General features: G+C 43.5%; 22 protein-coding genes. All 22 read right to left on the bottom strand.

Features of this window, described 5'->3' with window-relative positions; translation table 11 throughout:
* Positions 1 to 138: 138 nt before the first annotated feature.
* The 22 genes from J7I80_RS03005 to J7I80_RS02900 all read right to left on the bottom strand — a co-directional run bounded on the left by J7I80_RS03005 (position 139) and on the right by J7I80_RS02900 (position 20,273).
* The gene (locus J7I80_RS03005; RefSeq protein WP_214735930.1) at positions 139 to 1,458 is read right to left on the bottom strand and encodes a solute carrier family 23 protein; all 1,320 of its coding nucleotides are present in this window, start codon (positions 1,456 to 1,458) and stop codon (positions 139 to 141) included.
* Between the two features lie 145 nt (positions 1,459 to 1,603).
* The gene (pyrR, locus tag J7I80_RS03000) at positions 1,604 to 2,146 is read right to left on the bottom strand and encodes a bifunctional pyr operon transcriptional regulator/uracil phosphoribosyltransferase PyrR (protein ID WP_192470281.1); all 543 of its coding nucleotides are present in this window, start codon (positions 2,144 to 2,146) and stop codon (positions 1,604 to 1,606) included.
* Positions 2,147 to 2,351: 205 nt separating this feature from the next.
* A complete protein-coding gene (locus J7I80_RS02995) occupies positions 2,352 to 3,263 on the bottom strand; it encodes an RluA family pseudouridine synthase (protein ID WP_214735929.1) in 912 nt (303 codons plus the stop codon).
* The gene (lspA, locus tag J7I80_RS02990; RefSeq protein WP_023614969.1) at positions 3,235 to 3,726 is read right to left on the bottom strand and encodes a signal peptidase II; all 492 of its coding nucleotides are present in this window, start codon (positions 3,724 to 3,726) and stop codon (positions 3,235 to 3,237) included. The genes J7I80_RS02995 and lspA overlap by 29 nt, the downstream gene beginning before the upstream one ends.
* A 335-nt stretch (positions 3,727 to 4,061) precedes the next feature.
* Complete coding sequence (locus J7I80_RS02985; protein WP_214735928.1) at positions 4,062 to 4,349, bottom strand: TraR/DksA C4-type zinc finger protein; 288 nt, start codon at positions 4,347 to 4,349, stop codon at positions 4,062 to 4,064.
* 156 nt (positions 4,350 to 4,505) lie between these two features.
* Positions 4,506 to 7,265, bottom strand: coding sequence for an isoleucine--tRNA ligase (ileS, locus tag J7I80_RS02980; RefSeq protein WP_214735927.1), 2,760 nt, complete (start codon positions 7,263 to 7,265; stop codon positions 4,506 to 4,508).
* A gap of 370 nt (positions 7,266 to 7,635) precedes the next feature.
* Positions 7,636 to 8,157 carry a DivIVA domain-containing protein gene (locus tag J7I80_RS02975; RefSeq protein ID WP_214735926.1) on the bottom strand — a complete coding sequence of 174 codons (522 nt, stop codon included), beginning with the start codon at positions 8,155 to 8,157 and terminating at the stop codon, positions 7,636 to 7,638.
* Between the two features lie 91 nt (positions 8,158 to 8,248).
* Positions 8,249 to 9,022: a YlmH family RNA-binding protein gene (locus tag J7I80_RS02970; RefSeq protein ID WP_214735925.1), complete on the bottom strand. Its 774-nt coding sequence runs from the start codon at positions 9,020 to 9,022 to the stop codon at positions 8,249 to 8,251.
* A 74-nt stretch (positions 9,023 to 9,096) separates the two neighbouring features.
* Positions 9,097 to 9,357 carry a YggT family protein gene (locus J7I80_RS02965; RefSeq protein WP_192470275.1) on the bottom strand — a complete coding sequence of 87 codons (261 nt, stop codon included), beginning with the start codon at positions 9,355 to 9,357 and terminating at the stop codon, positions 9,097 to 9,099.
* A 5-nt stretch (positions 9,358 to 9,362) separates the two neighbouring features.
* Complete coding sequence (locus J7I80_RS02960) at positions 9,363 to 9,803, bottom strand: cell division protein SepF (protein ID WP_102262124.1); 441 nt, start codon at positions 9,801 to 9,803, stop codon at positions 9,363 to 9,365.
* Between the two features lies 1 nt (position 9,804).
* Positions 9,805 to 10,491 (bottom strand): YggS family pyridoxal phosphate-dependent enzyme, encoded by a 687-nt coding sequence (locus tag J7I80_RS02955; protein ID WP_214735924.1) that lies wholly within the window; start codon positions 10,489 to 10,491, stop codon positions 9,805 to 9,807.
* A complete protein-coding gene (pgeF, locus tag J7I80_RS02950) occupies positions 10,491 to 11,321 on the bottom strand; it encodes a peptidoglycan editing factor PgeF (protein WP_214735923.1) in 831 nt (276 codons plus the stop codon). The genes J7I80_RS02955 and pgeF overlap by 1 nt, the downstream gene beginning before the upstream one ends.
* Positions 11,322 to 11,389: 68 nt before the next feature.
* Positions 11,390 to 11,662: a YlmC/YmxH family sporulation protein gene (locus J7I80_RS02945; protein ID WP_192470272.1), complete on the bottom strand. Its 273-nt coding sequence runs from the start codon at positions 11,660 to 11,662 to the stop codon at positions 11,390 to 11,392.
* Positions 11,663 to 11,830: 168 nt separating this feature from the next.
* On the bottom strand, positions 11,831 to 12,610 hold the full coding sequence (gene sigG / locus J7I80_RS02940) for an RNA polymerase sporulation sigma factor SigG (RefSeq protein ID WP_144474803.1): 780 nt from the start codon (positions 12,608 to 12,610) through the stop codon (positions 11,831 to 11,833).
* A 169-nt stretch (positions 12,611 to 12,779) separates the two neighbouring features.
* Positions 12,780 to 13,499, bottom strand: a complete 720-nt coding sequence (gene sigE, locus J7I80_RS02935; RefSeq protein WP_214735922.1) for an RNA polymerase sporulation sigma factor SigE — start codon at positions 13,497 to 13,499, stop codon at positions 12,780 to 12,782.
* 44 nt (positions 13,500 to 13,543) lie between these two features.
* Complete coding sequence (gene spoIIGA, locus J7I80_RS02930; protein ID WP_214735921.1) at positions 13,544 to 14,482, bottom strand: sigma-E processing peptidase SpoIIGA; 939 nt, start codon at positions 14,480 to 14,482, stop codon at positions 13,544 to 13,546.
* Positions 14,483 to 14,998: 516 nt separating this feature from the next.
* Positions 14,999 to 16,141 (bottom strand): cell division protein FtsZ, encoded by a 1,143-nt coding sequence (gene ftsZ / locus J7I80_RS02925; protein ID WP_214735920.1) that lies wholly within the window; start codon positions 16,139 to 16,141, stop codon positions 14,999 to 15,001.
* A gap of 40 nt (positions 16,142 to 16,181) precedes the next feature.
* A complete protein-coding gene (gene ftsA, locus J7I80_RS02920) occupies positions 16,182 to 17,465 on the bottom strand; it encodes a cell division protein FtsA (protein WP_214735919.1) in 1,284 nt (427 codons plus the stop codon).
* 137 nt (positions 17,466 to 17,602) lie between these two features.
* Entirely contained in the window at positions 17,603 to 17,953 is a 351-nt protein-coding gene (locus J7I80_RS02915) for a small basic family protein (protein ID WP_214735918.1), read from the bottom strand.
* Positions 17,953 to 18,633, bottom strand: a complete 681-nt coding sequence (locus J7I80_RS02910) for a DUF881 domain-containing protein (RefSeq protein WP_214735967.1) — start codon at positions 18,631 to 18,633, stop codon at positions 17,953 to 17,955. Before J7I80_RS02910 ends, J7I80_RS02915 begins: the two co-directional genes overlap by 1 nt.
* A gap of 166 nt (positions 18,634 to 18,799) precedes the next feature.
* Positions 18,800 to 19,534: a DUF881 domain-containing protein gene (locus tag J7I80_RS02905; protein WP_214735966.1), complete on the bottom strand. Its 735-nt coding sequence runs from the start codon at positions 19,532 to 19,534 to the stop codon at positions 18,800 to 18,802.
* On the bottom strand, positions 19,482 to 20,273 hold the full coding sequence (locus J7I80_RS02900; RefSeq protein ID WP_214735917.1) for a cell division protein FtsQ/DivIB: 792 nt from the start codon (positions 20,271 to 20,273) through the stop codon (positions 19,482 to 19,484). Before J7I80_RS02900 ends, J7I80_RS02905 begins: the two co-directional genes overlap by 53 nt.
* Positions 20,274 to 20,313 lie beyond the last annotated feature (40 nt).

Below are 20,313 nucleotides of genomic sequence, written 5' to 3'. Positions count from 1 at the left end.
TGTTTTCTGTTCAACAGGGTGCTTGACTATGAGCTTGCCGGCATAAACCCCGAATTTCCGGGTTTGCGTGCATCATGAATAAGCCGGTTCGCTCATAACACCCTTCTAAGCCTCTCTGGACTTCTTTAAAAGGTGGTACTATGCTACATCGTTCTTTTTCTCAGTTTTTTTTTCAGTTTCCATTTCAAACATATCTTCTTCAATTTCCGGGCGTCCAGGCAGGACCAGGTTAAGGATGACACCAATCAAGGCCGCTAAAGCCATGCCATGTATTTCGAAGTTTTCATTCAGCTTAATGAATGCTCCGCCAATCCCGATCACCAGGATGACAGATGAGACGACCAGATTGCGTGTATTGCCAAAGTCGATTTTGCTGTCCACAAGCATTCTCAAACCTGATGAAGCGATGATCCCGAACAGCAGGATTGAGACGCCGCCCATAACTGGTGTTGGGATTGAGCTGATCAATGCCGTGATTTTGCCGATGAACCCGAATACTGTCGCGATGATGGCTGCGCCAAGCAGGACATACACGCTGTAGACTCTAGTAATCGCAAGGACACCGATGTTTTCGCCGTAAGTCGTCTTTGGCGGTCCGCCGATCAAACCGGAAATCATTGTCGCCATACCATCACCCATGATGGAGCGGTGAAGACCCGGTTCTTTAATATAGTCTCTGCCAACAACCTTGCTTAGTACAAGCTGGTGGCCGATATGCTCGGACAATGTGACGATTGCTACTGGAACCATCAGCATGACGATTTCCCAACTGATACTTACATTGTAGTGAACGAATGGGAAGATAAAGTCTGGCATCTCGAAAATATTTGCTTCTTTTACTCCGCTAAAGTCTACGATGCCTATTGCCATTGAGTATAGATAACCGACAATGATACCAGCAAGAATTGGGACCATGCTGAGCATTCCCTTTCCGTAAATCGAGAAGACGATTGTCGCTGCAAGAGTTACTAAAGCCGCAGAAAAGTGAATCAAACTGTACTCAGTAGTGCCAGGGACATTCATTGCCATGCTGACCGCTGTTCCTGCCAGTGAGAGTCCGATGACAATAATGACTGGGCCGACTACAACTGGCGGCAGCAGGCGCATGATCCAGCGGTAGCCTGCCTTCTTGATAATCAGGGCTACAACTCCATAAACGAGTCCCGCAAGGAAGGTACCAATCATTGCGGCACCAGGTCCTCCACCTGCTTTCGCTGCGATGACAGGAGCGATGAAAGCAAAAGATGACCCTAGGTAAGCCGGAACCTGGAATTTAGTGATAATCAGGAAAGCGATCGTCCCAAGGCCGCTTGAAATCAAGGCGATGGCCGGGCTTAAGCCGACCAGGTAAGGTACAAGGATTGTCGCGCCAAACATGGCGAATAAGTGTTGAAGGCTAAGTGTGAACCATTGGAATGGTGACGGCACATCTTTAATGTCTAGGATTGGTTTGTTCATTATTATTTCTCCTCTCTATTGTACAAAAAAACCCTCTTTGCCAGTAGATACAAAGAGGGTATGGGTCTAAAAAAACCCGCACAAAGCCATCAGCCATGCGTTCCCCCTTTTCAGCCTCTCTGGACTGCATTTAAAAGGGCATTATTTATTTTTCAAAAATGCTTACGCGTTCTTCTTCATCTACTTCCTGAAGCTCAACGACGATTCTTTCGGAGCTTGATGTCGGTATGTTCTTCCCCACAAAGTCTGCCCTGATCGGCAGCTCCCTGTGACCTCTGTCGACCAGCACTGCAAGCTGGATTGTCGCCGGGCGTCCGATATCGATCAAAGCATCCATGCCAGCACGGACTGTTCGGCCTGTATAAAGGACATCATCCACCAGGATAACCTTTTTATTCGAGATGTCGACGGGAATATCCGAGCCTTTTACCTCAGGCTCCTGATCATCCGTCTTCTTCGTCAAGTCATCGCGATACAGTGTGATATCCAGCTCACCTACCGGGATTTCCGCTCCTTCAATCTCGCGGATCCTTTCAGCTAGCCTTTTGGCGATATAGATCCCTCTGGTACGGATTCCCACTAGTACGCTGTCTTCGATTCCCTTGTTTCTTTCGATGATTTCATGGGCAATCCTCGTCAGTGCCCTGCGGATTCCCTGGTTGTCGAGCACAACCGCTTTTTCAGCCATTGTTTTCACTCCTTCTCTGTCTATGGAAAACGGAAAGTAAAAAACCCTCTCGCCTGATTTCGGCAAGAGGGTAAACGTGTGGTGTCATTATGCAGCCGAGCATACACTGATGCCAGTTGCAAATCCGTTTCCTTCTCAGCCTCACGGGACTGTCTTTAAAGGACTTATTAAACTATAGTCATCTTAAAATAGATGTTGAACTTTGTCAACGATTTTCTCTTAAATCATTTAAGAGCTTTACGAAATACTCAGGCAGCGGGGCTTCAAACTCCAGATACTCACCTGTCCTTGGGTGATCAAATCCAAGCAGGCCAGCATGCAATGCTTGTCCGCCAAGATCAAGCGTCTTTTTCGGTCCGTATTTAGGGTCTCCGGCCAGCGGATAACCAATGTATTTCATATGCACACGGATTTGGTGCGTCCTGCCTGTTTCAAGCTGGCATTCAACAAAAGTAAAGTCCTGGAAGCGCTCGAGAACATTAAAATGTGTGACCGCATTTTTGCCATCATCGACAACTGTCATGCTCTGGCGGTCCCTTTGATCGCGCCCAAGCGGAGCGTCAATTGTTCCATGGTCATGCTGGATATTTCCATGTACGAGCGCCTTGTATTTGCGAGTAACAGATTTGGCCACCAGCTGGTTCACCAGGCTTTCGTGTGCCATATCATTTTTAGCCACCATCAAAAGTCCGGAGGTATCCTTATCAATCCGGTGGACGATTCCCGGGCGGAGCACGCCATTGATACCAGATAAATCTTTACAGTGCGCCATGAGCCCATTTACAAGCGTTCCAGTCATATGTCCAGGTGCTGGATGGACGACCATTCCTTTGGGCTTGTACACAACAAGGACATCTGCATCCTCATAATAAATCTCTAGGTCCATTTCCTCTGCGATAACATCCAAAGCTTCTGGCTCAGGGATGTTGATTTCCAGCTGATCATTCAAGCTGCATTTATAATTTGTTTTGATTTGAGCTCCATTGACAAGAACGTTCCCATCCTTAATCCATTGCTGCACCTGGCTCCTCGACCATTCTGGGTCAAGTGTAGATACTACTTTATCTATTCTGTCACCAGCCTGTTCCTCACTGATGATGTGTTCCATTTTCTCCATAAGCTTTTCTTTTCGCCTCTCTCTCTTCCCTGATCATGTCAATCATCAATAATCCTACACCGATCACCAGCGCAGAATCCGCGATATTGAAGATAGGGAAATCGTATCCAAAAATATAGGTGTTGATGAAATCAACAACTTCCTTTCGGTATACCCTGTCGATAAAGTTCCCAATCGCCCCGCCGAGCATAAAACCAAGCGAAACACCAAGCAGCAGCTTGCCTTTAGCTGCTTTTTGAATATAGACGACAAGGCCAATCACCACAATGATGGTAATGACATAAAAGAACCACATTTGTCCCTGCAGGATTCCCCATGCAGCACCACGGTTTCGGTGTGAAGTGATGTACAAGAAATTCTCTATGACCTTTATGCTCTCCCCAAGCTCCATGTTTTTGACAATGAACCATTTAGTAACCTGGTCAAGCAAGATAACAAACAGTGCAATTATGTAATAAAACACAAAGGTAACCTCCACATCCACAACATTTATTACCTTTTGAATTTTAGCACATAAAAGATTAAAACGACAGATATTATAAGATTTTGTAATTTTACTGTCCTTTAAAAAGTGGCAAAACAGCTACTAACGAAGAAATCCCCCTTAAAAATGAGCAGTAGGGCATAATTTTAACAGAATATGTTTGCTCTATAATTTTTATTGGCGATAATAAGCTGGTTATTGGCGAAAATCCATTTTTATTGGTGATTGGAAATTTCCATGATTTTTTCCAGTAAACATTGAGTGAATCATCCAACCCTCAACTTCCATGCCGTTTTATTGAGTACCAATAAATCTCACGAATAAATGGGCTTACGGTAGTATTGTTCGATTTGGTCTAACTCCACAGCTGATTTAGCTGTGGGGATGGTCTGCAAAACTTCGTATGGCAGGTATTCTCCAGATACTTCACATTTTCCATACTCGCCATTTTCCATTTTTTCCAGCGCTGTTTCGATATCGTGAAGTTCATCATTTATATAATGCAAAATCCTTTCGTCTTTCTGGCCGTCATTCAGGTACGCTAACAATTCTGTTCTCGTTTCGCGGAGCTCTTTGTAAATGTAATCGAGATTACTTTCCATATATCTGCCCCCGTTCCTGTTTAAAGCTATTATTTCCCGTAACAATTTGCTGACTCAGTTAAAGTTTTTACATGTACTGCAGGATTTCCCAAGCAGGATGATAATTGGCAAAAAAAAAAAGAACTCCGGATAAAATTCCGGAGTCCAAAAATCAAATTAGTAATTTTCTTTTACAACCGTTGCACATCGTTCACATAGTGTTGGATGTTCTTCGACTTTGCCGACATCTGGTGTGACAACCCAGCATCTTTCGCAAGTTTCACCTTCAGCCTTTGTAACCACAATCGCTGCATTCTCAAGCTTGATCGCATTGTCAGGCGCCTGATCGTAGCTTCCAGCCACCTCGAAGCCTGAAACAATGAACAGCTGGCTTAAGTTTTCAGAGATTGAATCCAGAAGCTCTCTTGTGCTGTCGTTTACGTATAAAGAAACCTTTGCTGTCAGCGATTTGCCGATCACTTTTGAGTTCCTTGCTTCTTCAAGTGCCTTCAGGACATCGTCACGAAGCTTCATAAATGCATTCCATTTGTTTTCGAGGATTTCTGCATTTGCGATTTCCTTCGCTTCAGGCATATCTGTCAGCTGGACGCTGTCTGCCTTCGCTGTTGGGATGAATCCCCATACCTCATCTGCTGTGTGAGAAAGGATCGGTGCAGTCAGCTTAACCAATGCAATCAGACTCTCGTGCAATACTGTCTGGATTGCGCGGCGCTCAGCGTTGCCTGAAGCTTCGATGTAAAGAACATCCTTTGCAAAATCAAGGTAGAATGCACTCAAATCAAGCGTACAGAAGTTGTTGACCGCATGGTAGACGCCTGCAAATTCATAATTGTCATATGCGTTGCGCACATACTTGATCAATTTGTTCAACTTCACGAGCATGAACTGGTCAACCTCGCGCAGCTGATCGAATGGTACAGCATCTGTTTCAGGGTTGAAATCTGAAAGGTTGCCCAGCAAGAACCTGAATGTATTACGGATTTTACGGTAGACTTCAGCAACCTGCTTCAGGATTGCGTCAGAAACACGGACGTCGGATTGATAATCGACAGAAGCAACCCAGAGACGCAGGATATCGGCACCCAGCTGGTTCATGACCTTCGCAGGAACGACTACGTTACCAATAGATTTACTCATCTTGCGGCCTTCGCCATCAAGAGCGAAACCGTGGCTCAGGACTCCTTTGTAAGGAGCTTTGCCTGTTACGGCAACTGCTGTTGATAATGATGAGTTGAACCAGCCGCGGTATTGGTCAGATCCTTCCAAATAAAGATCCGCCGGGCGTTGGAGATCATCACGCTCTACAAGCACTGCCTGATGGGATGAACCTGAATCGAACCAAACATCCATGATGTCTGTTTCTTTTGTAAATCGGCCATTTGGGCTGCCAGGATGGCTGAAGCCCTCAGGGAGCAATTCCTTCGCTTCTTTTTCAAACCAGATATTAGAACCTTGCTCACGGAACAGGTTTGAAACATGTTCGATCGTTTCATCCGTGATGATTTCCTGGCCGTTTTCTGCATAGAATACCGGAATTGGCACGCCCCATGCACGCTGACGCGAAATACACCAGTCACCGCGGTCACGGACCATATTGAATAATCTTGTTTCGCCCCATGCCGGAACCCATTTTGTTTCTTCTACAGCTTTTAGCAATTCACCGCGGAAGTCCTTGATCGATGCAAACCACTGTGCCGTAGCACGGAAGATAACAGGTTTTTTCGTTCTCCAGTCATGCGGGTATGAGTGTGTGATAAAGCTTAGCTTCAGCAAAGCACCAGCTTCTTCAAGCTTTTCTGTGATTGGCTTGTTTGCCTGATCATAGAATAGACCTTCAAAGCCTTCTGCTTCAGCTGTCATAACACCCTTATCATCAACAGGGCATAATACTTCAAGACCGTATTTCTGGCCAACATGGAAGTCATCCTCCCCGTGTCCAGGTGCAGTGTGGACGCATCCCGTACCAGCATCGGTTGTAACGTGCTCGCCTAGCATGACAAGTGAATCCCGTCCGTATAATGGATGCTTTGCCAGAACGCCTTCAAGCTCTTTTCCAGCAACTTTCTTAACTGTTGCAGCATTTTCCCAACCAATTTCATTCGTTACTGCCTCAAGAAGATCTTCAGCTACAAGGAATTTCCTGCCATCAGCTTCAACCACAACATAAGTCAAATCAGGGTGTACTGAAATTCCAAGGTTAGCAGGGATCGTCCATGGAGTTGTTGTCCAGATGATGATTTCGACATCCTGGTCCAGTACGCCCTTTCCGTCTTTTACAGGGAAGCCAACATAGATGGATGCAGAACGCTTATCCTGGTATTCAATCTCGGCTTCTGCAAGTGCAGATTCACTTGACGGTGACCAGTAAACAGGCTTTTTGCCTTTGTAGATGTACCCTTTTTTAGCCATTTCGCCGAATACTTTGATTTGCTGTGCTTCATATTCTGGCTTCAAAGTGATATAAGGGTTTTCCCAGTCGCCTCTTACTCCCAGACGCTTGAACTGTTCACGTTGATTTTCAATTTGCTGGTAAGCATACTCTTCACACAGCTTCCTGAACTCGGCAATAGTCATTTCCTTGCGTTTTACGCCCTTGTTAGTAAGTGCCTGCTCGATTGGCAAGCCGTGAGTATCCCAGCCTGGTACATAAGGAGAGCAGAAACCGCTCATGGATTTATAGCGGACGATAAAATCCTTGAGGATCTTATTAAGTGCGTGCCCCATATGGATATCTCCATTGGCATATGGAGGTCCATCATGCAGGATGAACAGCGGACGCCCTTCGGTGTGTTTTTGAACCTTTTCATAGATATTCATTTCTTCCCATTTTGCCTGGATTTCGGGTTCCCTGTTCGGAAGGTTTCCGCGCATAGGAAACTCGGTCTTCGGCATGAGCAAAGTATCTTTGTACTCCATTGATTGATCCTCCTATTTTTTACCGTTGCAATCATTTAAGAAGACGATTTTTGGAAAATAAAAAAACCTCCTCATCCCTGAAAAGGGACGAGAAGGTTTATTTCCCGCGGTACCACCCTAAATAGACAAGTATTCCTCATACTGTCCTCTTAGCATTCTTAACGCGAATGTCACGCCTGTGCTTACTGGTCCTAAAAGGGTGTTCAGCTCGGAACTATCGGGTGATTTTCTGGCTATCCGCTTGCAATGGGCTTCCACCTTCCCCATTTCGCTGAAAAGCAAGCAACTGGAACGCCATACTGTCCCTGTCATCGTTTCTGTCATGTATTGCACTTTGTTATGAAATTATATGCGATTTAACGCCCCCGCGTCAAGCTAGTGAATCTTCTTCTTCTCGCGCAGTTGCCTTTAATTCTGTTGAATCCAGTTCATATTCGAGCAGGTGATCCCAGTCATCCGTGTTCAGCATATCAAGCTGCGCTTCGATCAGCATCTTGAATCTTGTCCTGAACACTTTAGACTGCTTCTTTAACTCTTCGATTTCCAAAGCGATTTTACGTGCCTTGGATAAGGATTCGTTAATGATTCTGTCCGCGTTCTTTTCCGCTTCCTTAATGATCAGCTTCGCTTCTTTTTGTGCGTTGCGGCGAACTTCTTCTCCTGCTTCCTGGGCGATCACGATTGATTTATTCAATGTTTCTTCGATGTTGGTAAAGTGTCCAAGCCTTGAATTCATTTCATTCAGTTTTTCTTCCATCTCTTTTTTCTCTCGGATTATTAGTTCGTAGTCCTTGATAACTTGATCAAGGAATTCATTTACTTCATCTTCATCATACCCGCGAAATCCCTTATTGAATTCTTTGTTGTGTATATCTAACGGCGTTAAAGGCATTACGCCACCTCCCATTAAGTTATAATCCTTTATGTACTTAAAGCAATGATTCGACAAAAACACTAAAAATCCTTCTTCTATAACTATATAATTATTTTTTTCTTCCGGCAATAACTCGATATTTATCTTTTTTTGTTTTCCCTTCAATTGTGATGATTTTCGCACGCCCATATCCACGTGCGGAAATGACATCCCCTTCACCGCATTCAAAGGCTGTATTTTCAATACCTGTCCAATTAACCTTTACGTGGCCGTGCTGGATAAGAAGCTGGGATTTTTGCCTTGAGAGGTTGAAGAGAGCCGACATGACGGTGTCAAGACGCAATGATGAAACGGTCGTGCTCATTTCATTCCATTCCTCAGCAATAGCCGCAGCCTTTTCAAGCGGAAGCTCTGACAAGCCAATCGATGCCCTGCCAATCGATTCTAATTGCAGCCGGATATAATCGGCGATTTCCTCAGCTGCAAAAAACTGCACATCATCTCCATCAATCAGGATATCTCCAAATTTCCCACGCTTCAAGCCGAGGGACATCAGGCTGCCCATAACTTGCCGGTGTTCGATATTCACAAACTTTTTTGCATAATCAATTCGGAACAGCCTCACCTGGAAATCTTCTTTTTTAGCTTCCAAATACTCGGGAAATAGGAATGCCCTTTTCCTCTCTGTACCTGGAGCTCCGCCAAAAAGCTCCCATTTTACATCAGGATGCTTGCCTATGACCGTGGCAAGTATCTGCTGCTCTCTTGGATCCAAAAAATCAGTCAATTTCGGTGCATAATTTTGCTCAACATATTCTTTCCAGTTGATGACCTGATCGATAAATTCCCTTTCCTCAGGACGAAAATGCTGGTAAATAGACATTTATGTACTCCTTTTAATTCCTTGATAGAAAATAAGCAGGGCCTGTTTCAGACCCTGCAAGAAAGAACTTTTTATTAAAACCATGCAGCCAGCTGATACAAGCCGCTGACAGCAAAACGCAATACAAGGAAAGCGACGATTGGCGATATATCAATCATGCCAATTGAAGGAACAATCCGGCGGAAAGGCTCCAGGAATGGTTCGCAAATACGCGCCAAAAATTGTCCGATTGCCGTTTCTCTCGCGTTAGGGAACCATGACATGAAAATATAAATAATCAGGGCCCACTGATAAAGACTAACTAACTGAGCTATAATACCTATTACTATATCCATTTAATCTACCACCTCGACTCTTGGTAATCCCGCTCCTGCATCAGCTCAGAAATATTTCCTGTGACTTCCACATTATCCGGGGTACATAAGAATATATTCATGCCGATCCGCTGAATATCACCGCTGATTGCATAAACTGTTCCGCTAAGGAAATCCACAATGCGCCTAGCCTGATCCTGTTCGATACGCTGCAAGTTAACAACGACTGCCCGGCGATTTTTTAAATGATCGGCGATCTCCTGGGCTTCAGCGTACATCCTCGGCTCCATGAGGATAACCTTGGAGGATTTCTGCACACTTTGCAGGCTTACCACATTCTGCTTTTGCTGGACAGGCTGTTTATTGGGCTTGAAAGGCTCTGCTTCTTCCTCGAGCATTTCCTCATCGTTATAGTCATATTCATCTTCCAGGAAAAAAAATGTCTTAATTTTTGATTTTAAGCTCATATTATTGCACCTCCGATTCGTTCCCTACCAATGCAGTGCCAATACGCACCATTGTGGATCCTTCTTCAACAGCTATTTGAAAATCATTTGACATTCCCATTGACAATTCATCACATGGTGCATTTTCCAGTTGAAGCGACTGTATTTCAGCCTGGAGACTCTTCAGTGTCCCGAAACAATCCCTGATTACTTGCTGGTCTTCAGTGAAGGGAGCCATCGTCATCAATCCGCTGATCTGGATATTATCAAACTGCTTCAGGTCTTGTACAAAAGCAATAACTTCATCCGGTCTCAACCCATGCTTGCTCTCTTCACCGGATGCGTTGACCTGAATCAGACAACTCACTTTGGAATCTGACCGCTTGTTTATTTCCTTCGCAAGCGAAAGCCTGTCCAATGAATGAATATATGTAACATGTTCAATTATGTTTTTCACTTTTCTCGTTTGCAGTGTCCCGATAAAATGCCATACAGGCTTGTCTTCTAAGTGGTCTATTTTGTGAAGCAAACCTTCATCCCGGTTCTCACCAAGATGGGTGACACCTGCATCAATTGCTTCCTGGGCCCGTTCTGGTGAAACATACTTAGTGACCGCAATAATCTTGACCTCTTCTGGATTGCGCCCGGCTTTTTTACAGGCATCTGCTATTTGACTCTGGATAACCTCCAGATTTTCTCTGACATTCATTATGGATGGCTATCCTCCTTCCAGCCGATATAAGCCATCATTCGCCCAGCATTCCCGTTATCCCGTCTATGCGAATAGAAATGCTCACTGTGGCAGCTTGTGCAATAATCGGTAACCTGTATATTCCCGTCTTCCATGCCTGCTTTTAACAGAATTTGACGGTTCACTTCCTTTAAATCGAGAGAATATTGGCCTTCACTAACTTGATTATATGGTAATATATCGACACCATCTAGTATATTTTTCACTAAATTGACGACTCTCTCATCAACAATATAACATTTTTTGCATATTGATGGGCCAATAATGGCAGAAATTTTTTCCGTTTTTGCGCCATTTTGCTGAAATTTGCTGATCATTTCGGCTGCAATGCCATGAACAGTTCCTTTCCAGCCAGCATGAGCGACTCCGATCAACCTTGTCTCTGGTTCTATAAAATAAAGCGGGACACAGTCTGCAAAACAAAGTGTCAGAAGGATTCCCTGCTCATCTGTCATGAAGCCATCCGTCCCTGAAAAAGAAGAATCATAAGTTGCAGAGCCTCTTCCTTGATCCGATTGTCCTACCCTTGCAATCCAGGTATCATGGGTTTGTTCCGCTCCGACCCAGCTGGAGAGAGGAAATGAAATCTTATCGGCCACCAGGAGACGATTTTCGCAAACCGCATTCTGCTCGTCTCCAACATGAAAACCGAAATTCAGGCCTGTAAAAGCATCCTGCTTGCTCACACCGCCATTCTTTGTCGTGAACCCTGCTTCAAGTCCTGGATAACGTTCCATCCACTCTTTTATGACAAAATATTCCTCACTTTTTAAGATGAATGGCTCCATTGTCTTTTACCTCACACGTTTTTGTCTAGTTTATCACATACAAGCCGCAATACAACAGTATTACGACCTTACTCATCACTGTCATTTTGCTGCAGATATTCACCGCTGTCTTTATACCGGACTAAAATGACATCCTCACCTATTTTCAGGATATTTCTCCAGGGAATCACAACTTCTTCTTCCTTTCCGAAGAATCCAAGCACCTTTCCAGAACTCCCTATTACAACCGCTTCGATTTTACCGGTATTTAAATTGATTTCGAAATCCTCTATATTACCAAGCCTTTTGCCATCCGAAACATTCACGACATCCTTAACTTGAAATTCTGTCACCTTAACCATACAGATCCCTCCGGATTTCACTTTGGCGTTTTTCAGCCCTTTTTAAATTATATGAAGGTAATACAGATGTATGAATTAGTTCAGTCATTACTGATTATGTCGGATGTCCAGTCATTCTTTTATTAGAGCCTACCCCTATCCAAATGAAAAAGCTGCCCAAAAGGCAGCTTAACTTTGTATATTTTTATTCATTTGTTTAATGGCTGCTTTCTCAAGGCGGGAGACCTGGGCTTGTGAGATGCCGATTTCATCGGCTACCTCCATTTGTGTCTTACCCTGGAAGAATCTCTTCCTTAAAATTAATTTCTCCCTCTCGTTCAGCCGTCTCATGCCTTCTTTCAGTGCGATTTCTTCTATCCAGTTCGTATCCTTGTTCCGTTCATCACTTAGCTGGTCCATTACATAGATTGGATCTCCGCCATCATTATAGATCGGTTCAAACAAGGAGACTGGGTCCTGGATGGCATCAAGGGCGAAGACAATCTCTTCATGCGGCACTTCAAGCACCTTGGCAATTTCCTCTGCAGTCGGCTCCCTGGATGCCTCGCTCATCAGCTTTTCTCGAACTTGCAGGGCCTTATAGGCTATATCCCTTAATGACCGGGAGACTCTAATTGGATTATTATCTCTTAAGTACCTTCTGATTTCGCCGATGATCATGGGGACAGCATAGGTCGAAAACTTAACATTCTGTCCGAGATCAAAATTATCAATGGACTTCATAAGGCCTATACATCCGACCTGAAACAGGTCATCAACAAACTCGCCCCGGTTGTTAAAACGCTGGATCACACTCAAAACAAGCCTCAGGTTCCCATTCACAAGTTTTTCTCTTGCTGTGATGTCACCGCTTTGCATTTCTCTGAAAAGTTTTCTCATTTCCTCGTTTTTAAGAACGGGAAGCTTTGATGTATCAACACCGCAAATTTCAACTTTGTTTCGTGTCAATCTTTTCCCTCCTCACAGGAGCTGCTGTCAAAAATCAGTATCTCCGCAAGAAGGAAAAATATGCACTATTTACCTGAAGCCTGGATTGGTTTCAGGAAGAATTGTCCAGTAGAACCGCTATTTTATCAGGGTTATCAACGTTAAAAATTTTTTGGTGAAAATTTTTCTGCTATACCATTTTATTGAATTCTTTACGCAAACGTTTGATGATTCTTTTTTCAAGACGTGAAATGTAGGACTGTGATATACCCAGCATATCTGCGACATCCTTTTGTGTCTTTTCCTCGCCGCTTCCAAGGCCAAATCGCAATTCCATGATTTGCTTTTCACGGTCAGAAAGCTGCTGCAGCGCTTTAACCAGCAATTTTTTATCAACATTGGATTCAAGATCCTTAGTGATAATATCATCATCTGTACCAAGAACATCGGACAGCAGGAGTTCATTTCCATCCCAATCAATATTCAGCGGCTCATCAAAGGAAACTTCTGACCGAAGTTTATTATTCCTGCGCAGATACATAAGGATCTCATTTTCAATACATCTGGATGCATAGGTCGCCAGCTTGATTTTCTTCTCTGGGTTAAAGGTATTAACCGCTTTAATTAAACCGATTGTTCCAATACTGATTAAGTCTTCTATATTGATGCCTGTGTTTTCGAATTTACGTGCGATGTAGACAACGAGTCTTAAATTCCTTTCTATCAGGATCGACCGAGCTGCTTTATCCCCGTTTGGCAGTTTATGCAACAGCACTTCTTCCTCTTCTTTCGTTAAAGGAGGTGGCAACGCTTCGCTACCGCCGATATAATATATTTCATCTGTTTTCAAGCCTAGTTTAATTAATAATTTATACCAGTAATAGGATAACCGAAGCCGCAAATTTTTCATTGATTGTCCTCCTTCTAAATTATGTATTTCTGAGTATAGTAATATTAACTTACCTTCTCCGCCCGCTCTGGCTTTGACATCCCTGCCAGCATTTTAGGGTGGATAATGCATTGGAAACTGCCATCTGCCGATAATTCTTGTACAGTAAAGGATATTAAACCCTTTTCAGCAATATAAGTACCTTCGTTTGTGGTGATTTTAATGCTGTCAGGATGAAAAGCAATAATTAACTGATGCTCTTGTCCAACCACCTTGCATGGAATGATTCTCATCCGATTTTCCAACTGAGGCGAAAAATTCCCATCCCCTGACAAAACACAATCAGGATTTTGCGCAATCCTTCTGAGTTCACCTGGCATACTGTCCAAACAATTTGCAATAGATAAAATCATGACTGGCATTTTAGAAATTGGGTCATATAGCTGGTTGCCGCTGTCAATCAGTCCTTTTACGCTGAAATCCAATTCCATGAACTTCACGTCAACTTCTGCAAGTGAATCATACTTAATCTTTGTCATTTCAAATTGTTCAATATTCCGCCTCGAAAAATGCCATGCGAGCGGAAACCCGAGCAATACAAACAGCCAGCTGATTGGATCACCAAATCCTTTAATATGATTCATAGCAACACTCGATGCCAGGTTCATATCAAATTGGATAAAGTAGTGTACTCCTGTCAAGGTGCCCCCAAGCAGAAAGGTCGTTACATAAAAAGTCATCAGCGCCTTTAAGAAAAAACGGAATCTTTTATATCCAAAGACTGCCAGGACCATCATGATCGAAAAGAACAATTTCCCTGCTGGGTGCCCCGATGCAGCATGAAAAGGAGTAATAGCTAATATAATGAGCAATGAACCAATAGCCCCTCCCAACCCTAATCTCCAAAGCTTAACCTGTCTTTTCAGGATGATGGCAGTCAGGTAAAGAAGGAATGTATCAAATAATAGATTCAGAGCCCAGATGACATCCAGATATACCTTCACCTCTCATCCCCCTAAGAAAAGCGCAAGCGCCTGTGTATAGACTCTATACGCTTATACAGGTACTGATCTCCTCAAGCGCCTTTTCTGCCCTTATCTGCTGCAGAGCCAGCATCCAGCTTCTACTTGCTAAAATATGCAAGCATGCCATTTTCACTCTGGCTAACCCTATTAAATTCTGATTTTGTTGTAACCAAGCTGGCGTCGGGCAATGTAAGCAGCCACATGGCAAGCACTTATTAAACGATTTCCTTTTGCTCTATCATTCCGTTACGGAAAAGTATATCGTCATTGACCTATGAAGTGTGTCATATTATGGCAACAAAACAACAGAGATTTTCACTTTTACCTTCGGATTTTGTCAATTTTCAGATTATTATTTATAAGAGCAGAAAGAATCTTTGATTTAATAGCAAACCAATATTTTTTCTGGGACAGCCTAAAGAATTTTGTGTTAGCAAGTGCTTTGGAACATTAAAAAGGACATAGCCGTTTCGGCTATGTCCTTCTGCAGTAATATTAGCGTCTTCTGTTGCGGTTACGCAGGAATGTTGGGATATCAAGAGCATCCTCACCCTGTGGCGACTGATTGCTTCTTGGTGCTTCCTGCTGGATTTCTTCACGTTTTGGCTGTTCGCGCTTGACAGCGCCCATACCTGGCTTTTGCTGTCCGCCAAAACCTGGTCTTGTCGGCTTAGGCTGGACGACTTCCTCATTGAAGCCTGTTGCAATCACCGTAACGATTATTTCATCTTTTAAGCTTTCATTGATGACAGAACCGAAGATCATATTTACATCCTGGTCTGAAGCAGTGGCGACGATGTCGGCAGCTTCTTGTACCTCGTATAAGCTAAGGTTCGTTCCGCCAGTGATATTCATAAGAACACCTTGGGCACCATCAAGTGAAGTTTCAAGCAATGGTGAGGAAATAGCCTTTTTAGCTGCTTCAGTAGCACGGTTTTCACCCGCAGCAACACCAATTCCCATCAACGCTGAACCCTTATTGGACATGATTGTTTTAACATCGGCAAAGTCAAGGTTGATCAACCCAGGAGTAGCAATCAAGTCAGATATACCCTGGACACCCTGCCTAAGAACGTTGTCCGCCTCACGGAATGCTTCAAGCATCGGAGTGCTCTTGTCAACAATCTCAAGCAACCGGTCGTTAGGAATGACGATCAATGTATCTACTGCTTCCTTCATCGATGAGATTCCACCGCCTGCCTGTCCAGCACGCTTGCGGCCCTCAAAAGTAAATGGACGTGTAACTACACCAACTGTTAATGCGCCAAGATCTTTGGCGATCTGTGCGATTACTGGCGCTGCACCAGTACCAGTGCCTCCGCCCATACCAGCTGTGACGAATACCATGTCTGCGCCCTTTAGCACTTCTTCAATTTGTTCTTTGCTTTCCTCGGCAGCTTTTTTGCCTACCTCGGGATTGGCTCCTGCACCAAGTCCGCGCGTCAATTTTGCGCCGATTTGCATTCTGATTTCAGCTTTGGAAAGGTTAAGTGCTTGTGCGTCTGTGTTGACCGCGATGAATTCCACACCTTGGACACCGTGTTCGATCATTCGGTTAACCGCATTATTTCCGCCGCCGCCAACACCGATAACTTTTATAGTAGCAAGTGAATCTAAATTCGTATCAAATTCCAACATGACAAATCCTCCTAATTCGCCGATTTCCTGTTAGCTCTGATTATTCAAAAAAGTAGCCAAGAAATTTCTTCATTCTTGAGGTGACTTTTTCTTCAGGCTGTTTCTCAGGCTTCGATTTTGGATGCGGCTGTTTTTGTACTCTCTTTTCTTTTGGTTCCATTTCACTAAAAGCTGCTTCCATTTTCTTTCCTTTTAATTTTGCGTTTTTATATGCAAATTGGATTAAGCCGACTGCTGTGGTGTAATGAGGTTCCCTTACACCGATATAGTCTGGAATGGCGATTCTTATCCTGCTTTGGAAAATATCCTGGGCAAGCTCCAGAACCCCCTGCATATTGGCTGTTCCACCTGTCAGGACAAATCCGCCTGGCAGGTCCCTTATGTTCATATGTTTCAATTCATCTTGGACAAGGGAGAAAATTTCTTCCATTCTGGCCTCGATGATATCTGCCACTTCCAGCTGGTTAAACTGCTGCTGCTGGTCGCTGCCGATAATTGAAACCTCGAATACTTCTTCTTCCGATGCATGGTCATAAAAGGCATGTCCATGCTTCAATTTTAATTTATCCGCTTCTTCAGTTGTAGTACGCAAACCGATTGATAAGTCTTTAGTGATATGGTCTCCTCCAACCGGAATGACTGATGTACCTCTTAGGTGCCCGTTTTCAAAAACAGCGACCGTTGATGAGCCGCCGCCGATATCAATCATTGCTACACCCATATTCTTTTCATCCTTTGAAAGCGCGAACGCTCCAGCAGCAAGCGGCTGCAGGCCAATATCCACGATCTCAAGTCCAGCCCGCTCAACACAACGAAGAGTATTATGTAAGATAGTCTTTGATCCAGTAATAATCGTTCCTTCCATTTCAAGCCTGACACCGATCATGCCTCTTGGATCATTGATCTCATCAAGACCGTCCACGATAAATTGCTTAGGAATAACGTCTATTATCTCTCGCTCTGGAGGAATCGATACCACCTGTGCAGCATCAATGACTCTCGCCACGTCCTCGTTCGTGATCTCGCGATTGTCGCTGGAAACTGCAACCACACCATGGCATGGCAACAGGGAAACATGATTGCCGGTGACCCCAACAATCACCTGGTTAATCTTTAAACCTATCATTCTTTCAGCTTGTTCGATTGCCCTTTTAATAGAATGAACGGTTTCATCTATATCAACAATGGAGCCCTTCCTTAACCCTTCGGACTTAACATTGCCAACACCAATTATATTTAATGTGTCATTGACCATTTCTCCAATGATTACCTTCACACTGGATGTACCGATGTCAAGACTGACGTATATATCATTGCTGTTCATTCTGTGGCACCTCCTTCATCAATTCCTAGTGTTTGAACAACAATTTCGAACCACTATCTAATTGCGTTTCATTTTTTAATTACATTACTTTATTCGTCACAATTAAATATTTCCCTTTTAAAATATCATTTTTTTTTCTACTTTTCACTTGTCGTTGACCATTTCGTCAATATTATTCTCCTGATGACGGCTATATTCTGGAACAGCCTTACCCCAAAGGCAAAAACTGCTGCTAAATACAAGTCTACACCAAGATGGACACCTAGAAAAGCTAAACTTGCTGCTAATACTATATTAAAAAAGAAACCTGATACGAAAACTTTTTCATCATAAATATTTTGCAGCTGGGCGCGAATCCCGCCAAACAAAGTATCGAGGGCAGCAAGGATCGCGATTGATAAATAATTGGAATATTCTTCCGGAATTCGGATATCGGTTAATAGCCCAATGATGACACCGATGATCAATCCCATGATTGGAAGCCACATTACCCGTTGCCTCCCTCTTTTTCTGTTTTAGCAGATTCCATGTATCTGATCCTGATTGTGTCCTGATATGCAGGTACAACCAGATCACCAACAGGCCTGTTCACCTTGACTTCCAAATTGTCGATGAAGAAGTCCTCGGCAACCCCGGAAACCTTCATACGATTGTATAGCTTTTCGGCTGCGTCACCATTTTCCGTGATCACCTTAACTTCTATTGGAAAACGATTCAAGGAATGGCCATTAATTTTTGTCACCCTGTTTATATCCCGGATGACCGTTGTATTAATTACTCTTTCACCATCTACGGAGACATGCTTTGCGCCAAATAAGTTCAATTCATTCAACAGCCTTTTGAGCATATCCGGAGAAACTGAAGGTGGATTGTCACCTTCGACAATAAGACTGAAAGCAGGTTCGATCGAAAGCGTGAGACCAGGTCCGGTGACCTTTGTCAATCCTGCCTCTTCCTTTAATTCAGAGAGTGTTTCCCGAAGCACTTCTTCCTTGCTTTGCTGCCTCTCAGTTTCATACTTAGCAATTTTCTCTTCATTTGACCTGATTTCGAGAAGCAGCTTGGACTGTAATTCCTTCTCCTTCATTAAATCTTCCCGAAGCTGCCAAGTGTCGCGTGTATCCCTGACTTCCGGTTCCTTCACGGTTTGAAACTGAATGGCGACCATTAATCCAATGATAGCAGCTATAACGCTGAAGCTAAGATTCCTTGGTCCGCCCAATGCTTTCACCTTGCTTTCTATAAAGCCTTTTATTACATTGTCTAATCCATAACAAAATGCCTTGACTAAACATTTATGGCTTTCCTATTTGGGAAGTTAGTAATGATGATGATCATTTGCCCAAAATTGGATCGATATGAATGTCTTCCTTTTCTTCTAAGGAAAAAACGATTTGGTCATTCACAAGCTGATCTTTTACCCCACCGGTAATATTAAGAGCGGAGGAAAGAACATCGGGGTCGCCAATCGCAGTGATTTCAAATGGGGCAGGATGCTGGTAGCCATCAACAGTAATAACAGGGCCTGTACACAATATATAGGAATTGTGTGAGATTCGCTGACCATTCACAGCAATAGCTGCTGCACCTGAAATGTACAGTTCATTGATCACCTTGAATACATGGTGCTCATGGACAAGATAATTATTGATATTTTTCTCATCAGGGTCATACTCTCCATCAGCCAGTGTTACTTTTACACCTTTTCCGCTGACCTTCACCTTTCCGAGATACATACGGTATTTTTCAGCGTCCTCAGCCATGTTAAAGAAAACTTGAGCCTCTTTGGAAAGACTGGCTTCTATTTCCCTCACCTTTTCCTGCTTGGCATTCAACTCTTTCTGGAGCTCTCGGTTTTTTTCTTCCTGCTCTATTAAATCATTCCTCAAACTTAAGTGCTTCTCCCACTGTCTGTCCGTAAGACCCTGGCTTTTGTCTCCCTCGTCCTGCGTGACACGGAATGAAAAAGCGACCATGAAGCCCAGGACCAGGAAAACAATCGAAAGAATTACACGATTACTGTTCATTTTCTTTTTCAATTTCAACTTCCTCAGCTTCCTCTGCTTCATATGCTTTAAAATAGGAACCAACCTCAAGGTCGATCACACCCTTCTTGGAAGGGTCAAGCTGGCTGACGATTGATGGGTAATGGGCCATTTTATCAGAAAAAGTCCTGAGCGAAGCATTCACCTCATATCCATCATTCATATACAGCTTAATGAGATATCGGTCCGTTTTAATTGGCTGTGAGTGGATTTCAGAAATTGAATTCATCACCACTTCTGGAAGTTCCTCCAATGCAGCAATCATTTCATCCAGGACTTTCCCTTCTTTGAATCCAAATAAAATGGGCGCATTGACAGGGATTTCATCCATCTGTTTTTCACCTAGGATATTCCCATTTTCAAGAACCGGATAAAAATTCTTCCCCTTTGAAATATAGGCTAGCCTGCTATATTCTTCAAGCACGATGTCGACTGTATTCGGAAGCTTTATGTTCACTGTAGCTTGCTTGATCTCCTGGATTTTTTCCAGTTCCCCTTCGATTTCACCCTTGCTGATTTTCCACACATTCGTGTCGAAGGAGATTCCGCTTTTTTCAACGATATGTTCATAAGAATAGGATTCATTTCCTGAAACAGTAATATCCTTCACCTTGCTAAGCGGTGATTGAAAATAGATAACACCGGCTATTAATATAAAAAACATAGCCAGCAGCATGATAAGCCTGCGATTGGCCTTCTTGCGCCTTTGATGTTTTAACTTTGGAATCCGGTCTTCAATCGAGACGATTTTCCTCTTGTCCATTTCAATCCCCACTTTATCGGCTGAACCCCTTCTCTGAAGA

The organism is Bacillus sp. ISL-41, assembly GCF_018613235.1.
Taxonomy (GTDB): Bacteria; Bacillota; Bacilli; order Bacillales; family Cytobacillaceae; genus Mesobacillus.
The sequence above is the reverse complement of the archived record's forward strand: the minus strand, read 5'-3'. Positions and strand labels throughout refer to the sequence as shown.